Genomic DNA, 17,155 nt, shown 5'->3' with positions numbered 1-17,155 from the left:
TTGTGAAGGGATGCTATTTTTATTCGCTCAACTATTTTGGACTCTTTCTTTTATAAGGTCCAGTACACTTTCCCAATGACCTTTCATTTCTTCTCGTACTGTCTGATCAGAAAGATGTTCTTGATGAAAGCTAATGGTTGTTTTATTACGCTCTTTGGGTAAAATACGGATTTGTACGGTAGATGGTTTTGACCACTCTTCCTTTTGCCAAGTCAATCGAAGCTGCTCTAATGGTTTAACAATCCTGATTTCGCCTGTCCCTGACTTTGAATGATATTTGTACCCAGGTTCGAATATAACTGAAGTGTCTTCCCCCAGCCATGTACGTACTCCTTCTGTTGTCGTAATCAATGCCCATGCTTGCTCCTGCGAAATTGGAAATGTCCTTCTAACCCCAATTTGAAAACCCACACTTTTCGTTTGACCGATAATTTTTTCGTTATCCATTGCTGCACCTCTATTTTATGACCTTTATTGTGAACTGTAATGTTCTATTCGATTTACCTGCTAAACATTCCTTCTATGATTCATAAATGAATGTTCCATTTTCCATATAAAAGATTTGACCTGTTACCCTATGCATATTCGATGGCATTACCTTCAATCGATTCCCTCTTTCCACATAAACCTTCACTATGCATGTCAGTGTCCTTTGGCTACAACATGAGCAGTTGTACAAGTAACTAAGGGAAGCAACCAAAAAAGGGAAATTGTTTAAAAAAACAATCTCCCCCTCCTTCATTTACGACAATTCCACAAACTCTTTCTGAACGCTTTGTTCTGTTTGTCCCTTGCGAAATTGAATATGATGAAGCTTTGCAAAAATCCCATTTTGAGCCACTAGCTCATCATAGGTGCCATCCTCTTCAATGCCCTTCGGTGTCACAACTAATACACGATCAGCATTGCGAATAGTTGCCAGTCGATGGGCAATAACTAGTGTAGTACGATTTTCAGCAAGCTCTGTTAACGATTGCTGAATAATCATTTCTGTTTCTGTATCTAAGGCAGAGGTTGCCTCGTCTAAAATTAAGATAGGCGGGTTCTTTAGGAACATACGAGCAATCGCTAGTCGTTGCTTTTGTCCTCCTGATAATTTTAAGCCACGTTCACCTATTTGTGTATCATAGCCATCGGGCAGCTCTGCAATAAATGCCTCTAGATGTGCTTTTTTCGCTGCCTCTCGAATTTCCGCTTCACTTGCATCTAATTTTCCATAGGCAATGTTTTCACGAATCGTACCTGTAAATAAAAAGACGTCCTGCTGTACGATACCAATTTGAGCACGTAATGACGCTTGTGTCATATTACGTATATCGATACCATCAATCGTAATAGCGCCTTTTGTCACCTCATAAAATCGAGGAATCAATGAGCAGATTGTAGTTTTACCAGCACCCGAAGGCCCTACAAAGGCAATGGTTTGGCCAGCTTTTACATCAAATGATATATCATGTAAAACCTGTTTGGATGCATCATAATTAAAATGAACGTGATTGAAGGCAATATTTCCATCTAAATGTTTAATAACCTTTGCATCCTCACGATCTTGAATTTCTGGCTCCTGTTCAATTAATTCACGGAAGCGCTTAAAGCCAGCCATTCCTTTCGGATAAAGCTCTAATAAAGCACTAATTTTATCAATTGGTTTAATCAGGACATTCGTATATAAAACAAAGCTCACTAGCTCCCCATAAGATAATTTCCCATTAAAGCTTAGCCAAGCGCCGACCACTAACACCATTAATGTAAGGAGGCGCGTCATCATGTAAATACTGGAGTGTGTCCCTGCCATAATTTTATAGGCATATAATTTAGCCGTACGGAAAAATCCATTTTGCTCCTTAAAGCGTTTAATTTCAAAATCTTCATTTGTAAAGGATTTTACAACACGGACACCAGACACACTATCCTCTACACGTCCGTTCACATCAGCAATTTTGCCATACATCGTTTTCCAAGCATTGTTCATTTTTATATTACTAAATGTCACAAGCCATGTTAAAAATGGCACCATAATCGCTGCAATCAAAGCGAGTGTTGGATTGACATTAAACATAATGGCAAAGGCCCCAACAAAGGTCATGATCGCAATAAAGAGATCCTCTGGTCCATGATGGGCAAACTCACCTATATCAAACAAATCATTGGTAATGCGACTCATAATATGACCTGTTTTCGTATTATCAAAGAATCGGAATGATTGCCTTTGTACATGCGTAAATAATTCCTGACGCATATCCGTTTCGATATTTATGCCTAGTTTATGTCCTAAATAGTTAACGATAAAGTTCAATAATGTACTAATGGCATAAACAAGCAGTAATAGGACACTTATTTTCACGATCATGCCCCAATCCCCTGTTGGCAATAACTCATCGATAAACCATTGAACAGCCAATGGAAACGCAAGCTCTAAGATTGCTACAATAATGGCACTCGAAAAATCGATGACAAACAATCGTTTATGTGGCTTGTAGTAGGAAAAAAATTTTCTATACATGTTTGTCTCCTCTCTAAGTTGTAAAAATTTTGCCTATCTTTTAATAGTACCATTTGTGCAAACGTAACGGAAAAGTATTTTTTCTCCATAGCAGTATATTTTTATTTACTTTTAAAATGTTGCATGTTACTATGTTAGTAAGAATTGAATAGCTTTTGACTTTATTGTCAAAGGGGAGTAGCTAGCAGATGCGATCGAAGCATCTGATTCACATTCGTCATTACATGGTATATTACCATCGGGTGTGATGGCATTTCTTGTCACACAGAACACTTTCTGTGCAACGAACAGTTAATTGCTTAGCAAGACCTTTGCCTATTTTTTAGGCAGGGGTCTTTTTCTTTTGCTTAAAATAGGGAAAGCATAAGTTAGCAAGCCATTCATTTCTGTTCAACAATTAAAGGAGGCAATAAATTTGGAGGCAATATTTTTAGAATACGCATGGGTACTTGTCGTATTAATTGTACTAGAAGGTTTGTTAGCAGCAGACAACGCCGTCGTAATGGCTGTTATGGTTAAGCATTTACCAAAGGCACAACAACAAAAAGCTTTATTGTATGGATTGGTGGGGGCGTTTGTTTTCCGTTTTGCCGCATTATTCCTTATTACAACGCTCGTTAATTTCTGGCAGATTCAAGCAATAGGTGCAGCTTATCTACTGTTTATGTCTATTAAGCATATTTATGATTCGCGGAAAGCATCTCAAAACTCCGAAGAAATTCAAGAGCCGAAAAAACAATCTGGCTTCTGGATGACGGTTGTAAAAGTAGAACTTGCTGATATCGCATTTGCTGTGGATTCTATTCTTGCGGCGGTTGCCATTGCTGTCACACTTCCACATATCGGTGATTTTGATATTGGCGGTATTAACGCAGGTCAGTTCGCAGTGATGTTCTTAGGTGGTATTATTGGTGTCATCATGATGCGTTTCGCAGCTCGTTGGTTTGTAAAGGTTCTCGACAAATTCCCATCACTTGAAACAGCTGCTTTCCTAATTGTCGGCTGGGTTGGTGTAAAATTAGCTGTATTAACATTAGCACATGAAAAATTGGGTGTGATTCCACACGAATTCCCCCACTCCACTCTTTGGAAAGCTATTTTCTGGATTGTCTTAATTGCTATCGCATTAGGTGGCTACCTAATCGGTGTCAAAAATCAAAAGAAACAAGAACAATAATAATGAAAAATCGCTTCGATTACGATCGGGGCGATTTTTTTATTTTCTTAAAAATATAAAAGAAGGTATTTTCTAATTGAGAACGAATATCAATTATTTTTTGCATGAATTGCTTTAAAAATTAAATTTTTTGTATGTTACTGCCTCTACGCTGTATACTAGTAAAGAAGTCATTTACTGCAAAAGGAGGAAAACTTTTATGTTATCTGAAAAACTACACACAGCTCTTAATGAACAAATGAATTTTGAATTCTACTCTGCGCATGCCTATATGGCAATGGCAGCCTATTGCACAGATCAAGATTATGATGGCTTCGCTAACTTCTTTTTAGTACAAGCAGAAGAAGAACGCTTCCATGCCATGAAATTTTATAATTTCTTAAGTGATATGGGCTACCGCGCAACAATTCAAGGTTTTGAAAGCCCAGGCAATCATTTCGAATCCATTTTAGATGCCTTTAAAACGGCTCTATCACACGAAAAAGAAGTAACACGCCGTATTTACAATTTATCAGACATTGCTTTAGATGAACGTGAGCATGCGACAATGGCCTTCTTAAAATGGTTTATCGACGAGCAAGTAGAAGAAGAATCTACATTTGATACATTAATTCGTAAAATCGAGCGTATCGAAACTGACTCAAACGCAATCTTTATGCTAGATGCAGAATTGGCTACACGTACATTTACACCAGATACAGAAGCATAATATTTCTTATAAAAAATCTGCCATTAAGGCAGATTTTTTTAGGTATCTATCTTGCTTGTGGGATTTTCAAAAGATGCAATAAAAGAGAAACGTTGAAAAATCAACGTTTCTCAGGTTCTTTATGGTTCTCTTACCACTCCATCAAAGGCAGCTTGATAGATTTGATAGATATCTTCACGCTCTAATGGCATTGGACTTCGCGCTAAAATACGCGTTTGTTTTGTAGCATCCTCTGTTAGCTGTTCAAGTGCTGATGCAGGGATATTGAATCCTTGTAATGTTGAGGGAATTTTCACATCTTGAACGAGTTGTTGTAAGGCATCAACACATTTATAGGAAGCCTCTTCTTGCGATAAATAGGAAGATGATATCCCCATGGCATCTAAAATATCTTTCATTCGTTTTTCACAGCTTTGACGAATATACCCCATGACATATGGTAATAGTACTGCATTGGAATCACCATGAGCTATATGGAACTGACCTCCCAGGGGATAGGCTAAAGCATGGACGCCTGCTACACCGGCATTGAAAAAGGCTAACCCTGCTAAATAGCTGCCATAACTCATATCTGTGCGCGCTTGCTTGTCTTGCCCATTATGGACAGCTGTTCGGATTGACTGGCTAATTAAACGGATAGCTTGTAGTGCAAGTGCATCTGTTACTGCATTCGCATTTACTGATACATAGGCTTCTATCGCATGAGTTAACGCGTCTACCCCAGTCGCAGCCGTTACCTTCGATGGTAAGGAAATCGTTAAGGCAGGATCTACAATCGCTACATCCGCTAATAAATAATCATGTGTCACAACATCCTTGGTCGTATCCAGTGATAGCACAGAAATATTTGTAACCTCTGAGCCTGTCCCAGAAGTGGTAGGAATTAAAATTTTAGGTAACCCCTTATTATCCAATGTTTTCGTTCCTGTTAGGTTTAAATAATCTGCAACTTTTCCATCATGTTTTGCTAATACGGCGGCAAGCTTCGCTAAATCCAGTGCACTGCCCCCACCTACACCAATCACCAAATCAAATGGATGCTTTCTCGTAAAATCAACCAGTTTTTCGCCAATTGCAAGCGGAGGCTCTGGTGCAATATCCGTATAAATGGTCGTTGTATAGCCTTTCTCAATCAAAGGCTTTTCAACATTGTCCGTTAGACCTATTTCTTTTAATAATGGATCTGTCACGATCAAAATATTGTGAGCGTTAAACTTCTTTACCTCTAGCAGAAGCTGACTCAAACAGCCCCAGCCAGTATAGCTAGCAGGCGTAAAGGTTAATTTATGCATGGCTTCTCTACTCCTATCTATTCATAATAGCCTTCCGTTGATTTTCTAAATGATTTAAATTGAATAGGATCATGGCCAAACCATACCTGTGAATTTGTTTCATTTGCTAGTCTTCGAATCCGTTCCACTGTTGAATTATAGCCTACAGAATCGTAGATAATGCCTGGTGGCTTGACAGGAGGCCCAAAGCTTTCTGCCGTATAAATGGCATCTGAGGCTAAAATAATACCACCTGTGTCAGGCATTTGAATATGCAAACCTAGCATTCCCCAAGCATGACCACTACCAAAATTTAATACTTGTATCCCTTCAGCTAGTTTTACATGATCCTCGCCACGTTTGATTAAGCGCCATTGTAGATTGTTTTTAATCCACATATCAATGTCACCCCAAACATAGGCACCGTCTTTCACGTTTCTAGCATATGTTTGTAATGTGCCATTAAACTCATCTTCCTGTACAATAATTGTGGCATTTGTAAAGAGTTCTAAGCACCCTGCATGGTCGAGATGCAAATGGGAAGCAACAACATATTTGATATCCTCTGGACGAACATTTAATTCTTCTAGACGATGATGTAAATAGCATTCTTCTGGCATATTAATAGGAAATGCTTTTTGCGTAAATTCACCCCATCGCCCTTCTGGACCCATCGAGTTTGGATTGCATGCAGTATCAAATAGAATTTTGCCTTCTGGATGATCAATCAATACTGTATAAACAGGGAATTCAACAAATTCATTTGGCTGGTTTGGATGATCGATGGTTGCGGGATTGTGCATCGCAATCATATAATTTTTATCCATTCGCATCGTACCATTGTCCATCACATACAATTTTGGATGTTGTTTAATCATTTTCATTTTCCCATCTCCATTCGTGATTATTAGTTATTGGTTATTCCAAATTACTAGCTTCATTTCCGTCATTTCTTCTAACGCATATTTAATGCCTTCACGGCCTGTGCCGCTTTCCTTTACACCACCATATGGCATGTGATCTACTCGATAAGTAGGTACATCATTAATGATGACTCCACCAACGTGCAATGCTTTTGTAGCCTGAAAAGCTGTCTGAATAGAAGGAGTGAAGATGCCTGCCTGTAGGCCATAGTGAGAATTATTGATAGCCGCTATCCCTTCATCAATGGTGGATACCGTATTAACGATAACAACAGGTGCAAAAATTTCTTCACAGGATACACGACTCTGTGGCTGAACATTATATAAAACAGTGGGCAATAAAATATGATTGTCAATGTGACCACCTGTAATTACTTGTGCCCCTTCAGCTACTGCCTCTTTAATCCATTGATAAGCACGCTGTTGTTCAGCTTGTGAAATCATCATAGCAAGATCTGTTTGATTATCCATTGGATCACCAATTGTAAGCTGCTCTATTTTTTCCTTCAGCCGTATTAAAAATTCCTCCACCATACTTTCCATGACATAGATACGTTGTAAAGAAATACAGACTTGACCTTGGTTGGAAAATGCCCCCATCACAATGCGATCCATAATACGCTCTAGTTGTACCCCTTCATCGATAATTACGCCTGCATTGGAACCTAATTCTAAGGTTACTTTCTTCAAGCCTGCACGATTGCGTAGAGAAATCCCTACCGCTGGACTTCCTGTAAACGTTATCATCTTAACATTTGGATGTGCTAAAAATGCATCGCCTACTAATTTACCTTGTCCAGTTACAAGATTAAAGGCACCTGCTGGTAAATTTGTTTGCGCCAATAATTTTGCCAAAAAATGGGCGGATAGCGCTGTTTGTGTGGCAGGTTTCAATACAATCGTATTGCCTGCAGCTAATGCTGGCCCAACTTTGTGTGCTACTAGATTTTGCGGAAAGTTAAATGGTGTAATCGCTGCCACAACACCGATTGGCTCTCTTAATGTATAAGCAAAGCGCCCCTCTCCATTTTTTGATGCATCCATTGGAACCATTTCACCAGTAAGTCGCTTTGCTTCTTCTGCCGCAAATTTATAGGTTTCAACTGTGCGATCAATTTCAGCGTAAGCATACTTTAACGGTTTGGCTGATTCCATTGCAATGATACTTGCTGCTTCATCTCTATTTTCTGCAAAAAGGGTGGATAACTGCTCTAATATCTCTGCTCGTTGAAAAGCAGTTAATGCAGCCATTTGAGGAGCTGCAGCATGCGCACTTTCAATGGCCTCCTGTACATCTTTTTCAGTGGCCATCGCAAAGTGTGCCAATACCTCTTGTGAATAGGGAGCATGGATCTCCATCCATTCAGCAGTCATCTTCCATTCTCCATTAATCCATAAGCCCTTTTTCAATCGTAATTCACTCCTTTCTTTTTATGGTTACGTATTCATTTCAGAAAATAAAGAAATGAATACGTAACCATTTTGGTGTAAAAAATAAACTGATGGTCTATCAGTTTATTTTACACGTTGTATTTCTTGGGAAAATCTTAACAGACTCTGTTTGTCTAATGCAAGTACTTTTTTTCTCCATTACCTCAAATAATTTTTCGATAGCAATAAAACCTAAGTTCTCTTCTGATGTTAAACCTACTGTTGTTAAGGCAATAGAGTGATGTTTACTAAGCTCTACATTATCAATACCAATGATATTAAAATCTCTCGGAACCTGAAAACCTCTCTCTAAACAAAGATTCAATATTTCAATGGCAATGGCATCCGTAGCAGCACAAATAGCTGTTGGTCTTTTTTCGAGTTGTAAAAGCTCTGCAAACGCACGTTCAATATCCATTTTATTGGTGTTCGTTAAAAAAGTAGGCACTAATTTTGCATCTAGCCCATAATCCTGTAAAGCTTGTTCAAATCCCAGATAGCGTCCATAGAAGGTACTCATTTGATGTGGACCCCCTATCCAACATAAAGAGTCATGCCCTAATGATAGGACATGCTTGGTCGCAAGGTAACCTGCTTGAACATTATCAATTTCTACAAAATGTCTATTCTCTTTATGCTTACGGTTAAACATAATAAATGGAATAGCTAGTTTTTCTAGTTTATAAAATAAATCATCTTGATACAACATAGAAGACAATATAATTGCGTCTGCTTTCGTTTCTAAAACGGCATTGTAGATTGAATTAAGATTATCCTCTGTGCCAAAATAGACATTAACTTTATAGCCACGTGCATTAACATAATTCACGATGGCTGTAGTTGTATCAACAAAAAAAGGGTTGTGTAAGGGCCCCGAAATCAATGTAATAATGCCTGTTTTTTTCTGAACAAGCGATCTTGCTATATCATTTGGCACATAGTTTAGTTCCTCTATCGCCTGCATTACTTTTTCAATTGTTTTTGGCTTTACAAGCTCTGGTGTATTCAATACTCTAGATACAGTTGTTTGTGAGACACCAGCATGCTTCGCCACATCTTTTGAAGATACCAAAAAAACCACCCATTTCATCATTGTGAAGCTATATTATATCATCTATAGAATAATGATTATAGTGATGATTCTTTCTCTACCTTAACGCTTTCGCTCATATGGCTTTGTAGCTTCACTCGCTTTAAAGTTATAAACAGGTTTAATAACTTTGACAATATCTACAGTTTCCCCAATCGCAGAAGTAATTTCTGTCATCGGCTTATAGGCCATTGGTGCCTCATCCAATGTTTCTTCATTGACTGATGTTGTCCAAATCCCCTGCATCGTATCTTTAAAATCGGCCATATTCAAAGCTTTTTTCGCTGCGCGTCGTGAAAACATGCGTCCTGCTCCATGGGGGGCTGAATAATTCCATTCCGCATTGCCTTTCCCTTTACAAATCAGAGATCCATCCCGCATATTCATTGGAATAACTAGCTTTTCATCTTTATTTGCACGAACAGCCCCTTTGCGAAGCGTCATCGTTTCTGTATCGATATAGTTATGAATCGTATCAAACGTATCCGTAAAATGCCAATCCATCTGTTTAGCAATGGTTTCTGCAATGGTCCAACGATTCATCCGTGCAAATTGCTGTGCAATCTTCATATCATGGATATAATCATGGAAAGCTCCCCCCTCTAAATATGACAAGTCTTTCGGAACGAACGGTGTTTGTTCTTTATAGGCTTGTATCATGGATTGAATCTCTTGTTGTCGTCCTTGCTGTTTCATTGCTTCTATTTTTTCTGTCAAATCTTCTCGACGTAAATTTTCATAAGCTCTTTTTTGATGCCAATTAGCAACCTTTGCCCCTACATAGCGTGACCCCGTATGGATGAGCAAATAGTGCTGATCATCTTCATCTTTGGCAAGTTCAATAAAATGGTTGCCTCCCCCAAGTGTACCTAATGACAAGTTCGTATAGTCGTCTTTCAAGCCGCTTGCTCGAAATTGTTTACCTTCAAACTCTACAAAATGTCGGCTTGGCGATACTTCTTTATGAATATCCTGCCCACTTGGTACATATGTGCGAATGATGGCATCGAGTTGAGCAAAATCAACTGTTGTTACGTCAAGTTGTGCTACAAATACACCACACCCCACATCAATGCCGACAAGATTGGGTACAACACGGTCTTGCAATTGGATGGTCGTGCCAATGACACATCCTTTACCCGCATGATAATCTGGCATAATACGTACTTTAGTGCCTGCCATAAAAGCCTGGTCTGTTAATTCTTGAATCTGATCAACAGCTGTTTGTAATGCTGTTTGCGAAAAGATTTTTGCATTCGTGAAGCGTCCATTTATTTCAATCAAGTGTATCCCTCCTTACTACTTATACGTAAAACTGGAATGATTTGTTTCATATCATAAAGAAAACGTTCTAAAAGCATGCTACTTTTAGAACGTTTGGTGAAAACCTAATCTTCATATTGTACAACTAATTTTTTAGGTATTTCGGGTATATCATTTGATTTTACATCTTCTTCCCTTAAGTCAAGCATTTGCAGGGGATATTTTTCTTGCACCTCAAAAGGTATTGCAATACTTTCCATTTTATTATTCATTTGACTTCTTGCGAGTAAGCCATTGTTTGATAAATCAATGGCTAAAATAGCCTGCACAGTTTCCTCAAGCATGGCAATATCCTTCGATTTCAACGGCATTTGCTCATTCATTAAAAATGGTTGAAGATGCTCTTTTATATAACCCTGTGCTTCGATTAAGCAAGAAAATTCATTTAATTTTTCAGCATAGCGCTTTAACTGACGCTTATCTTTTGCACGCTGTTGATTTAGTTTCTGTACCTTTTGTTCAATACGGCTCATGCGTACTTTCACTAAGTCAATCAAAAAAGGCTGGGTATCTCGAATCGCCTGTAGCATTGAAACCTCTGCTTGTTGTACCTTGGCATATTGGGCGACACAAACCTCTTGCTGCTCATTGAGTTTTTGAACACGCTCTTTGAAAAATTCATTTTGCGTATGTTGGCCAAAGAAAGCTTTCATAAGACCTTTACCATGAATTTTTTTATGTTGTGCATCTAAACGCTCATATTCGCGTAAATACTCACTGTGCATGTTGCGGTATTCACGCAACATTTGTTGATAGTGCACAGCAATTTCAGTAAATTCTTCCACCTTGGAATCGTGTAAATAATCATGTTGCGCTATCGTTTGTAATAGCTGATACAGTGTTTGAACCTGTTTAAACGTGTTCGCTACCTGTTCATATTCTTGCTCATATTCTTTGACAATTGCTAAGTCACGTTGATAGCGAGAATATTCATATTGGGTATCGCCTGCGTATTTTTCAATATTCTCTACAGCAGATTGAAATGGATCTCGTTGTGGAATTACAGTTAATTCGAAGCGGAATCGTTCAAGCCATTGTAAGAAGCGAATTAGGATGGCATATGTTTTTTTATCACTATTTTCAGCCACACGATGAATGTGAGCAATTAATTGATCATACTGACTTTTTTGCCAAAGCTCATGACTGTCTGTTTGTTTGGCTACTAGTGCATTAATTGCTGAAATCCCTATAAAATCACTCATCAAATGACCAATACGTTGTTGTTCAGAGTCCATAAATGCTGTGGCATGTTCCTCATCATCGATGCCGTTGATGACACATAAAGGTTCAACACCTTTATTCTTTAACGTTTCAATCAAGAGAAGTTCAGCATCCATTGCCATTGAACCAGCGCGTAACACCCAGAAAATTTCATCAACACGGTTCATAAGCGCCTCTGAAAAATAAGCCATTTCTCCTCCGCCTGCTTCTAATGACACAGAATCAATTATTGTCACGGATTTTAATAAATCATTTTTCAAATAGACTTCTAGATAATCTAAGTGTTCACGTAAAATCTGGGAAGCAAACGTATCGCCAGTTGTTAGTAGCTCTAATTTACTGAGATCAAATACAGCGACAACACCATCTAAAAAATAAGCTTTAATCTCTTCTTGCTCGCCGTAGCGTATAAACGTATTTACACTTGTTGGATGCTGATCATCTACCGATAATATTTCGCGTCCTAGAAGTCCATTCACAAGTGTTGTTTTGCCCACCCGCTCTTTTCCAACTATTAAAATCATCGTCTGGTTATTGGCATCTTGAATGATTCGATTTAAATGTTTTGCTGTATCTTTCACATATGTATTTTGGACGATGATGCCATACAAGTGTCGTAGTTGGTCAACAAATTGCGGCAAAATATTATTCGCTGAGGTTGTATTTTCGATTGGCGTATTGTCAATGTTCGTCATCCTCAAAACCTCTTTTCGTATGTATCTATAAGACCATTATAAATGAAACTATGGCTTTTCTAATACATGGATTGATGAAAAGAGGACAATATACTTATACGTTTATACGACAAATAGGAATTCATCCTTACACCTATTTCCTGTCTGCTTCATATATGATTGCTACACAGACTAAAGGGAATAGTCCCAGCTATGAGTTTAGAAGTATTAGGCTTGGAGATTTCTCTCTAAGGTTGCTGAATAGCTGACCTTTGTCCTATCCCTCCAAACCAGCCATACGTGCATAAACAGCTCCAAGTAATGGCATTCCACCTTGGGCACCTAGTTTCTCTACAGATAAGGAAGCAGCGATATTAGCAAAATATACAGCCTCATCCAACGATTGCCCTTCTACTAAAGCATAGGCTAAAGCACCATTAAAGGTATCACCTGCGCCCGTTGTATCCACGACTGTTGTCATATAACCTGGAACATGAATTGGATAGGAGCCATCGAAATAACGTGCACCATCACTTCCTAGCGTCACGATTAATTTATTAGGATATTTTTCTAAAACTTGTTCCACAGGCTCGTTAAAAATTTCAGCACATTCTGTCTCGTTAGGTGTTAAATAGGTAATATCGTCCATCCACTGCACATCAAAATTGGCTGCTGGAGCAGGGTTTAACAGTACCGGAACACCCGCTTCTTTACATAAATGAATGGCATGGGCTGTCGTCTCTTTAGGGATTTCAAGCTGTATAATTACCAAGTGACTTTTTTGTATCAACTCTTTTGAAGCTTCAAGATGGGATATGCTTAGGTCATAATTAGCTCCAGGTACGACAACAATTCGATTATCGTTATTGTAAATAAGTATATTAGCAATGCCTGTAGGAGCAGTGGTGCTTTTTACAATGGCGTTTGTCTGAATCTGCTCTTGCTGTAAAGCGGCATGTAATGTCTCACCAAAATGATCATTCCCTAAACAGCCAACCATCGCCACCTCACTGCCAAGACGAGCTGCGGCAACTGCTTGATTAGCCCCTTTTCCTCCTGGAACTGTTTGAAACGAGTTACCTAGAATGGTTTCCCCCTGCTTTGGAAAAGCATTCATTTGTACAACTAAATCCATATTTAAACTTCCTATAACTGTAATCATGAAATTCCACCTTTCATCTTTTGATCAAACAAAAAACAACTGAAATGAGTAGTATCATTTCAGTAGCAAACAATATAAAAATTCGTATAAACTAAAAACCTATCGACTGTTTTAGGGATGCCCTAAATTCTTTCACTTACTGTAAATCGATACGAGCTTCTTTTACTCGTTAAATGAAAACGATCTAGTCACTCAGGCTATCTTCCTGTTATGCGAAGCAATGCTTCAGATGACGCTTTCAAAAACTGGCTGGATTTGTCCTTTAATATACAAATATTATTATAATGATAACATAGTGCCACCTTCGCATTTGATGTTTCCTTTATTATAAATAATTTCATATAGGAAATGCACTACAAACACAAAAAAACTGAAGACAACATAAAACTTGTCTTCAGTCATATCAATTAATAGGCTACTCGCTTCGCCTCATATGCGGCAATGTGGTCCTCATATTTAAAGGTTAAGGCGATTTCATCCCAGCCATTCAGTAACGTTTCTTTATAGTATGGGTCAATTGTAAAATGATAGACTGTACCATCTTCCCCTGTTACGGTTTGCTCTGCAAGATTTACTTCCATACTATAGGGCTTTGCTAAGCCTTTTGCTAAAATAGCATCACATTCCGATTCTGTTAGCTTAATCGGTAAGATACCGTTTTTGAAGCAGTTATTATGGAAAATATCTGCAAAAGAAGGTGCAATCACAACGTTAAAACCGTAATCTAAAATTGCCCATGGTGCATGTTCACGAGAGGAGCCACAGCCGAAATTATCTTGCGCCACTAGAATTTTAGATTCTTTAAATTCAGGTTTATTTAATACAAAGTCAGCTATTTCATTCCCTTGTGCATCGAAACGCCAATGGTAAAATAAAAACTGTCCAAAACCTGTGCGCTCAATACGTTTTAGAAATTCTTTTGAAATAATTTGATCGGTATCAACATTTTTTCGATCAAGTGGTGTGATGACACTATTTACGATATTAATTGGTTCCATTTTTCAATCATCCCTTCCCGAGTAAAGCAAGACTTACACTGTTTCCTTCACAAATTCACGTACATCGACGAAGTGACCTGCAATCGCAGCGGCTGCTGCCATTGGTGGTGACACTAAATGTGTACGAGCTCCAGCGCCCTGACGTCCTTCAAAGTTGCGGTTTGAGGTAGAGGCACAGCGTTCTCCAGCTGGTACGACGTCATCATTCATCGCAAGACACATCGAGCAACCAGATTCTCGCCATTCAAAGCCTGCATCCATAAATATTTTATCTAAACCTTCTGCCTCTGCTTGTTTTTTCGTTGTATGTGAGCCTGGGACAACGATGGCTGTGACCTTGTCATGCACCTTACGCCCTTTGATGACATCAGCAGCTGCACGCAAATCACTAATGCGTGAGTTTGTACAGGAGCCAATGAAGACATGCTGGATGTCAATGGATGTTAATGGCTGGCCTTCCTCTAAGCCCATATAGGCAAGTGCTTTTTGAAGTGCCGCCTTGTCTGATTCATCCTCATAATCTGCTTGTGTTGGAACATGCCCAGAAACACCAGTACCCATCGATGGGTTTGTTCCCCACGTAATGATTGGTTCAATTTCTTCAGCTTTTATAATACGAACCGTATCGTACGTTGCATCTTCGTCTGAAGCAAGACTTAACCAGTAAGCGGCTGCTTCTTCCAATTTTTCTCCCTGCGGTGCATATTTGCGTCCACGAATATAATCGACTGTTGTTTGATCAGGTGAGATAAGCCCTGCTTTTGCGCCTGCCTCAATTGACATATTACAAATCGTCATGCGTTCTTCCATAGATAGTTTGTGGATAGCCTCTCCAGTGAATTCCACAATATGTCCTGTACCAACACCTATTCCGAACTTGGCAATGATGGCTAGAATAATATCCTTTGCCGCTACCCCAACTGGTAGCTCCCCTTCAACACGAATCTCCATCGTTTTCGGCTTATTTTGCCATAATGTTTGCGTCGATAATACATGCTCCACTTCAGATGTTCCAATACCAAATGCAATGGCCCCAAAGGCACCGTGAGTCGATGTATGAGAATCACCACAAACAATGGTTTTACCAGGCTGTGTTAATCCAAGCTCTGGCCCAATCACATGGACAATCCCTTGGTCAGGGTGACCCATGCCTGCTAACTCAACGCCAAATTCCTCAGCATTTTTAGCTAATGTTTCGATTTGATTGCGCGCAATGGGATCATGGATAGTTGGTAAATTTTTTGTTGGTACGTTATGATCCATTGTCGCAAAGCTTAAATCAGGACGACGCACTTTACGTCCGTTCATGCGTAACCCTTCAAAAGCTTGCGGAGATGTTACTTCATGAATTAAATGAAGATCAATATATAACAGGTCCGGTTTGCCCTCTTCCTGATAAACAACATGTTTATCCCAAATCTTTTCAATTATATTTTTACCCATTGTCTTCACCTATTTCTTTAAATATATGTTGTCATAATACTTTGTGATACAAAGCTAGTATCAATTTCGTTAATTACCTTATCTGTCCATTCATTAGTTGATAAAATACGACTGCCGTCACGAGCAAGATCTGCTGTAAAGTAGCCATCATCAAATACTGCACTTACCGCGCGTTCAATTTCTGCTGCTTCTTCTTTTAAGCCAAATGAATATTGCAGCATCATCGCTACGGATAAAATGGTTGCAGCAGGATTTGCTACACCTTGCCCTGCAATTTCTGGTGCGGAGCCATGTACTGGTTCATATAAGCCAAAATTATCACCACGAATGGATGCGGATGGTAAAACACCTAGAGAACCAGTAATAACAGATGCTTCATCACTTAAAATATCACCAAACATATTTTCAGTAACGACTACATCATAGTGTCCAGGATTTGTAATAAGTTTCATTGCGACAGAGTCTACTAGGTTATGTTCTACGATTACATCTGGATACTCTTTTTTCTTTGCTTCTACAACTTCACGCCATAAGCGACTTGTTTCAAGCACATTCGCCTTGTCAACAGAGCATAATTTGCCACCACGTAAACGTGCTAGTTCAAAGGCATTTTCAACGATACGCTCTACCTCTGCTTTAGAGTAAACCGTTGTATCAATTGCGCCATTTTCAGTACGCATACGTGGTTCCCCGAAGTATACGCCGCCTGTTAGTTCACGTACAATCATTAAATCAACGTTTTCAGCCACTTCACGCTTTAATGGTGAAGCATCTAGTAAACTCGGGAACGCCTTTACTGGACGTAGATTGGCAAATAAATCGAAGTGTTTCCGAATTCGTAGTAACCCTTTCTCTGGGCGCAATTCAGGAGGGTTTTGATCCCACTTTGGACCACCTACAGCTCCTAATAAAATCGCATCACTATTTTCACACATCTCGATTGTTTCATCAGGTAATGGATTATTATGCTGGTCAATCGCAGCACCACCAATTGTTGCATATCCTAAATGAAATGTATGATTAAATCGTTTACCAATCACCTGTAATACACGTACAGCAGAAGCAACAACCTCTGGCCCAATTCCATCACCGGGAAGTACTGTAATTTTTCTCTCCATCGTCAAAACACCTTTCTTTGTATAGCGTATTCGCTAATTTAGTAAAGACGCTCACCTACCTTTTATCGAGGTGAGCGTAGTCATTACGTCTAAGCGTAATTTTTGGTTAATT

General features: G+C 39.0%; 14 protein-coding genes. 2 read left to right on the top strand and 12 right to left on the bottom strand.

Translation table 11 applies throughout. The features are described 5' to 3' along the window. Positions 1 to 27 precede the first annotated feature (27 nt). Both VK91_RS10055 and VK91_RS10050 read right to left on the bottom strand, forming a co-directional pair. A complete protein-coding gene (locus VK91_RS10055) occupies positions 28 to 447 on the bottom strand; it encodes an SRPBCC domain-containing protein (RefSeq protein ID WP_048392398.1) in 420 nt (139 codons plus the stop codon). 295 nt (positions 448 to 742) lie between these two features. Further along, positions 743 to 2,503 (bottom strand): ABC transporter ATP-binding protein, encoded by a 1,761-nt coding sequence (locus VK91_RS10050; RefSeq protein ID WP_048392397.1) that lies wholly within the window; start codon positions 2,501 to 2,503, stop codon positions 743 to 745. 415 nt (positions 2,504 to 2,918) lie between these two features. Here VK91_RS10050 and VK91_RS10045 point away from each other — a divergent pair, with 415 nt between their 5' ends. Then, positions 2,919 to 3,680: a TerC family protein gene (locus VK91_RS10045; protein ID WP_016994674.1), complete on the top strand. Its 762-nt coding sequence runs from the start codon at positions 2,919 to 2,921 to the stop codon at positions 3,678 to 3,680. Between the two features lie 199 nt (positions 3,681 to 3,879). Continuing rightward, on the top strand, positions 3,880 to 4,389 hold the full coding sequence (locus VK91_RS10040) for a ferritin (RefSeq protein WP_048392396.1): 510 nt from the start codon (positions 3,880 to 3,882) through the stop codon (positions 4,387 to 4,389). 119 nt (positions 4,390 to 4,508) lie between these two features. Here VK91_RS10040 and VK91_RS10035 read toward each other — a convergent pair whose 3' ends face one another. From VK91_RS10035 to leuB, 10 genes are all read right to left on the bottom strand, one after another. Then, complete coding sequence (locus tag VK91_RS10035; protein ID WP_048392395.1) at positions 4,509 to 5,681, bottom strand: iron-containing alcohol dehydrogenase; 1,173 nt, start codon at positions 5,679 to 5,681, stop codon at positions 4,509 to 4,511. Between the two features lie 17 nt (positions 5,682 to 5,698). After that, the gene (locus tag VK91_RS10030; RefSeq protein WP_048392394.1) at positions 5,699 to 6,544 is read right to left on the bottom strand and encodes an N-acyl homoserine lactonase family protein; all 846 of its coding nucleotides are present in this window, start codon (positions 6,542 to 6,544) and stop codon (positions 5,699 to 5,701) included. A gap of 27 nt (positions 6,545 to 6,571) precedes the next feature. After that, positions 6,572 to 7,993 (bottom strand): aldehyde dehydrogenase family protein, encoded by a 1,422-nt coding sequence (locus VK91_RS10025; RefSeq protein WP_048392393.1) that lies wholly within the window; start codon positions 7,991 to 7,993, stop codon positions 6,572 to 6,574. Between the two features lie 100 nt (positions 7,994 to 8,093). After that, entirely contained in the window at positions 8,094 to 9,095 is a 1,002-nt protein-coding gene (locus VK91_RS10020) for a LacI family DNA-binding transcriptional regulator (protein ID WP_231595618.1), read from the bottom strand. A gap of 72 nt (positions 9,096 to 9,167) precedes the next feature. Beyond that, positions 9,168 to 10,388, bottom strand: coding sequence for an RNA-splicing ligase RtcB (locus VK91_RS10015; protein WP_048392391.1), 1,221 nt, complete (start codon positions 10,386 to 10,388; stop codon positions 9,168 to 9,170). Positions 10,389 to 10,492: 104 nt separating this feature from the next. Beyond that, positions 10,493 to 12,343, bottom strand: a complete 1,851-nt coding sequence (locus VK91_RS10010; protein WP_048392390.1) for a dynamin family protein — start codon at positions 12,341 to 12,343, stop codon at positions 10,493 to 10,495. 256 nt (positions 12,344 to 12,599) lie between these two features. Further along, positions 12,600 to 13,484 (bottom strand): ribokinase, encoded by an 885-nt coding sequence (gene rbsK / locus VK91_RS10005; protein ID WP_048392389.1) that lies wholly within the window; start codon positions 13,482 to 13,484, stop codon positions 12,600 to 12,602. 407 nt (positions 13,485 to 13,891) lie between these two features. Beyond that, on the bottom strand, positions 13,892 to 14,482 hold the full coding sequence (gene leuD / locus VK91_RS10000) for a 3-isopropylmalate dehydratase small subunit (RefSeq protein WP_048392388.1): 591 nt from the start codon (positions 14,480 to 14,482) through the stop codon (positions 13,892 to 13,894). Positions 14,483 to 14,515: 33 nt separating this feature from the next. Further along, entirely contained in the window at positions 14,516 to 15,925 is a 1,410-nt protein-coding gene (leuC, locus tag VK91_RS09995; RefSeq protein WP_048392387.1) for a 3-isopropylmalate dehydratase large subunit, read from the bottom strand. A 17-nt stretch (positions 15,926 to 15,942) separates the two neighbouring features. Continuing rightward, a complete protein-coding gene (gene leuB, locus VK91_RS09990; RefSeq protein WP_004231422.1) occupies positions 15,943 to 17,043 on the bottom strand; it encodes a 3-isopropylmalate dehydrogenase in 1,101 nt (366 codons plus the stop codon). Between the last annotated feature and the right edge of the window lie 112 nt (positions 17,044 to 17,155).

The organism is Lysinibacillus sp. LK3 (assembly GCF_001043675.1).
Lineage (GTDB): Bacteria > Bacillota > Bacilli > Bacillales_A > Planococcaceae > Lysinibacillus > Lysinibacillus capsici.
The sequence above is the reverse complement of the archived record's forward strand: the minus strand, read 5'-3'. Positions and strand labels throughout refer to the sequence as shown.